We start from the raw sequence: 5,158 nt of genomic DNA, 5'->3' as shown, positions 1-5,158 counted from the left end.
TAAAGAAAAAATATCTAAAACAGTAACAGAAATTTATTTATTGCCCCAAGAAGAAAAAATTCCAATCTTGTGTCGAAGTCCACAAATGTTAAGTGTATTTTCTTTATTAATTTATGAGATTGTTCATCCTATGCGTGAAATTAAGGGTTCTAATTGTATGATTGCAATTAAGACAAAGTCAAAAAAAATTGTTGATATTATTTTTACTTGTATGCCGCCAGGTGCTTCTTTATTTGTTGAAGCTTTAATTGAAGAAAAAATACAACCTATACTAGATATGCATAAAGCTAAAATTAATTGTGAATTTAATTCAATTAGTTCTACTATTATAATTTCATTGGAGAGAGCTTAAATTATTTTTTGATTAGTGATTACTTTTTCTTCATAATCCATATTTCTAGAAGGCGCATTTCCTTTAATTAAAAAATCATCCAAATATGAAAAACAAATTAATGTTTGAAAAGCAGAGTTTAAATGTGCTAAAACATGAGGCGATGCTTTTTTCTTTAAAAAGTCATTCTTCATAAAATCATAAAGGCTTGTAACATATTTTACATCAATTAATCCTGTTTCTTTAGCTTTTACGATGATTTGATCGAAATGAGTTTTTAAAGTAACTTCATTAAACAAAAATGGGGCTCCAAATTGTTTTTTTGGAGTTAAAGCAGCTTGTCCTAGTCTCTTTTGATAGCTTCTTCTTAAAATAGATTTATCTTCTGTACCTCTGATAAGCATACTATCTTTTAATTTAGCTGCAATATGTGACATTTCTTTTGATAAAAAGGGAGTTCTTCCTTCAACCGTATTTGCCATTTCCATTCGATCTCCAACCCAGTTTAGAACTTGGACAGGAAGATGTGTTTTTGTAAAATAATTTTGCCAAAGTAACAAAGCGTTTTTAGGATCTGTCAAAAAGGATTCTTCTGAAGATAATCCAAATGAAAACCAAGAGGCGACAGATTCTTTTTGGTCTGCAAGCCATTTTAATGCTTCTTCATTTCCTAAAATTGAAGTAGCTATGGTTTTTATTTGGCCAAATAGAGGATGAGGAATGCCCCAAATTTTTAAACTTTCAATAAAATCTTCTCCAGATCCTTCTGAACTCGATCCGGCAAGCCAAGGATCTTTCTCATTAGAGGAAGCTTTTTTTGCGAATACTCCGGAGTCTTTTAAACTATTTCCTGTAGGAAGTTTATTGATACGATCTAAAATATTTTCGCCAGCTTGAATATTTAATGCAAATTTCCACCAACTTGCATAATGGAAACTTGGATACCCACAAAATAATTCATCAGCGCCATCTCCCGTTAATACTCCTTTGACATATTTTCCAGTAAACCGACTCAGCCACCATTTTGCAGAACCATTTGTGTAGGGTTGAATATTTTCTGAATGATAAACGGCATGTTTGTAAGAATAAATTAAATTATCATTGCTTACTTTCAAAATATTGGGTGTAACCCCCATTTTTTGTGCAAAAGATAAAGCTTCTGTCGATTCACTATATTCTTCAGCTTCAAATGATATCGTAAATGTTTTTAAAGGATTTTTAATTTTATTTTTTAAATAATATTGAACAGCTTCATAGGTAACCGCTTTTGAATCTATACCACCACTTAAATAAACACCAAGTTCAACCTCGGAAAGCATTCTATGTGCAACAGATTTTTGTAAACTTTTAGCAAATTCACTATACAATTCTTCTTGATTTGAATCATTATCATTTAAGGGCGGTCTTACAGGAACTTTTTTCATTTGTAATTTACAAATAAACATGTCACCTTGTTTTTTTGCATAAAGAAACGAATTTGCTGGTACCTGTATGATGTTTTGATATGGTGTACGAATGGGTTCATATAATCCAACAAATTGTCTTAAAAAACCTTCTTTATTCCATCTTTTTGGAATGGAAAGACCTTTTATTTCACTTGAAAATTGAATGGATGGTGTTTTAAATAAATACGAATCTTTTGCAGTAGAAAATATATTTGTTTGAACATCTTCTAATGCTAAAAATAAAGGTTTCACTCCAAATGGATCTCGCATTGCGATCATTTCTGAGCCATCCGTATTACAAATTACAAAACTATATTCACCATCAATATATTTTTCAATTTCTAAACCGTAATTTAAAAATCCTTCTAAAATAGTTTCGGTATCGCTTTTGGTTTCAAATTTGTAACCTTGTTCAGCAGTAATTTTTTTTCTTAAAATATTATGATTGTATATTTCTCCATTGAAAACAATGACCCATTTTTTATTTTTACTTAACATAGGTTGAAAATTAGAAGCTAAATCTACAAATGCTAATCTAAAATGAGCAAGTAACAAATTATCGAATTCAACTTTGCGCATAGGCTCGTTGCCTCTATGTTTTACATTAGAGGCATTCACAAAAAATTTTGCTTTAAACTCTGCATTTGATGAAAAGATACTCGTCGAATTAAAAATAACGCCTGAATATCCGCACATATTTTCCTACTTTTTAGATGTTTCCTTAGCAAGTCTAGCAAGTATTGCAAGTGAGCGCGTTACGGGATTATTCCCTAAGTCATTTTCAATATTAGGGTTTAATATAATTTCTTTCCACAAAGCAAACTCAGATGAAACTTCTTGCTGTGAAGAAGAATTCTGGATTTGTGCTTGAAATCTCGCTTCTGCATTTGCGTATTGCATTGCTTCTGTTCTTGTTAAACGTGATACTAAGTGTAATGCATATAATGATTCGGTGCGACTTGCAAAAAAAGGAGATTTTTTTCTCATGGAGCGTGCTAAAAATTCCACATAGTCATAGTGTGGTTTCGATGGTTCAAAATTTTCTAGTAGAGTTTCTCTATACACTTTTTCTAATAAGGCAAAAGAATATTCCTGTAACCATAATGCGGGTGCCGTTTGGAAAATAGTAGCACAATATGTGCTGCCGCCTTCAATAACCCATGCAGGAGGTTCTCTTAAGCTTGCATCCCAAATATGGGCGGCTAAAGTACGAATCCATCTCCATTGAACCCGTTTAAAGAAACGGCTTTCTTCGTTTTGCAATGGCATTTCTACAGCCCAATTTGCAATGTATTTAGAGACATAATTGTTGTCTTTTTCTGTTAATTTAACTAAAATTGGGAAGATATGTTGAGTTAATAAAATGGATTTATCAATTAAACTTGGCTCATTGTCATGATTTTTTTGAATAGGGTGAGTTGCTAAAAATGAAAAATCTTTTTGAATTGCTCGAATAAGACCACGAATGATTTGTATTTGTGTTCCCGCACTTTCTGCAGCAAATTTTATTGCGCTTACAAAACTTTCTGAGCATTCATCGTGTAAAACAACTTCGACAAGAGCTTTTTCAAAAATCCATTCTATAACAAAACCAATTTTAAATTCCGATGCTTTATTTATTTTAAAAATATCTAAAACTGTTTTTAAATGTTTGATTCTTCCAGATGTTCCGTTAATGGATGGATTCGTTTTGTAATAAAATGTTCCGTTACGTAATAGATGATCATCTGATGATTTTAATATAATATTTACCATTTCTAGTGGCTCAGGACGAACCGTAGCTACCGTTGTTTCATTTGTATAATCATTGGGTGACATAAGCATAAAACGAAGTTGCTGGAAATGGGGGGAGTTTCTCATTAGTTTTGCTAATGTTGGATTTGTTGTTTTAATCAGAACGGTTAAACTGGATTTGTCGTCTAAATTAACTTGTTTTCTTTCATGAAAAAAAGTCAATACTTTTTCAGATAGACTTTCTATCAATTTATCTATTTTAACTGGATTTTGAGCTTCGTTTTGAATGTTCTTTTGCAGATAACGAAGCAGGGCTCTTAAAGAGCCAGAAGCGGCTTTAAAGGATAAAAATTCGGGAAACTGAGGATGTGTTGCGAGGTAAAAGACGAGGTCGCTACAATCCTCTGTAGAGTTTGCTTGAGTAACGGCTTCTAAAATGCCATTACATGTAGCTGTATTTAAAAGATGCGACGGAACATGCGACTCAAATATTTGTGCTCGCAGAACATCGGCTATTGTCTGTGGAGAGATTTTTCTTTCCACAAAACCCATTAACATATGAGAAACAATTCCATCAGTGGATTGCTGTTCTGCACTCATTTGAAATTCGTTGCGCAGATTCTTCATTGTTATCTTGACTCCTGACCATAAGTTAGTGTTACCCTGTGTTCCCGTGTCGAAACAAGATTGTCGAACGGAGTAAGTCTAATGCAATATAACGATAGTAAGGCCCCTAAGCGGTTCTCTCAACACCCTGTTAAATATATATTCGTTACCGGCGGAGTCGTCTCCAGCATAGGTAAAGGTCTTGCTGCAGCAAGCATAGGAGCTCTTCTTGAGACACGTGGTTTACGTGTAGCAATGACTAAAATGGATCCATATATCAATGTAGATCCAGGCACCATGTCTCCTTTCCAACATGGAGAAGTTTTTGTTACCGATGACGGAGCAGAAACAGACCTCGATTTAGGTCACTATCAACGTTTTACCAAGGCAAATCTTGCAAAACGAAATAGTTTCACCTCGGGACAAGTCTACGATACGGTCATCAACAAAGAGCGCCGTGGTGACTACCTAGGAGGAACAGTACAAGTTATTCCTCACATTACAGATCAAATCAAAGCAAACATCATTACGGCATCTGAAGGAGCTGATGTTTCGATCGTGGAAATTGGTGGTACGATTGGCGATATTGAAAGCCTACCATTTCTCGAAGCCATTCGCCAGTTCCGTAATGATGTTGGCAAAGAAAATTCTATTTTTATCCATGTAACATTAGTTCCTTACATCCGAGCAGCCGGGGAATTAAAAACAAAACCAACCCAACACTCTGTAAAAGAGCTTCGTTCTATTGGAATTCAGCCAGACATTTTAATTTGCCGTGCGGATCAACCGATGGCGCAAGATGTCCGTATGAAAATTTCAACTTTCTGCAACTTACCAAAAGAAAGCGTTTTTGAAGCGCTAGATGCTGATAGTATTTATAAAATGCCAATTATTTATCACGAGCAGAGAATGGATGCTCGAATTGTTGAATTATTGGGTATTTGGACAGCGCAGCCAAATTTAGATGAATGGAATCGCATTATTGAATGCATAGAAAGACCAAAACACCATCTTAAAATTGCTGTTGTTGGAAAATATATGG

Annotated in this window: 4 protein-coding genes; 2 read left to right on the top strand and 2 right to left on the bottom strand. The window is 34.0% G+C overall.

Features of this window, described 5'->3' with window-relative positions; genetic code table 11:
- Positions 1-352: hypothetical protein (locus ACIQ56_RS14150; RefSeq protein ID WP_397601696.1), on the top strand; the 352-nt coding region annotated here is incomplete at its 5' end.
- Here ACIQ56_RS14150 and asnB read toward each other — a convergent pair.
- Entirely contained in the window at positions 349-2,472 is a 2,124-nt protein-coding gene (gene asnB / locus ACIQ56_RS14145) for an asparagine synthase (glutamine-hydrolyzing) (RefSeq protein ID WP_397601695.1), read from the bottom strand. The genes ACIQ56_RS14150 and asnB overlap by 4 nt on opposite strands.
- A 6-nt stretch (positions 2,473-2,478) precedes the next feature.
- The gene (locus ACIQ56_RS14140) at positions 2,479-4,137 is read right to left on the bottom strand and encodes a hypothetical protein (protein ID WP_397601694.1); all 1,659 of its coding nucleotides are present in this window, start codon (positions 4,135-4,137) and stop codon (positions 2,479-2,481) included.
- A gap of 81 nt (positions 4,138-4,218) precedes the next feature.
- Between ACIQ56_RS14140 and ACIQ56_RS14135 the strand changes: the two genes are divergently transcribed.
- Positions 4,219-5,158 (top strand): CTP synthase (locus ACIQ56_RS14135; RefSeq protein ID WP_397601693.1); only part of this gene is annotated, 940 nt, incomplete at its 3' end.

It is taken from the genome of Silvanigrella sp., assembly GCF_044369315.1.
Taxonomy (GTDB): domain Bacteria; phylum Bdellovibrionota_B; class Oligoflexia; order Silvanigrellales; family Silvanigrellaceae; genus Silvanigrella.
This window is presented reverse-complemented; position numbering and strand designations above follow the sequence as displayed.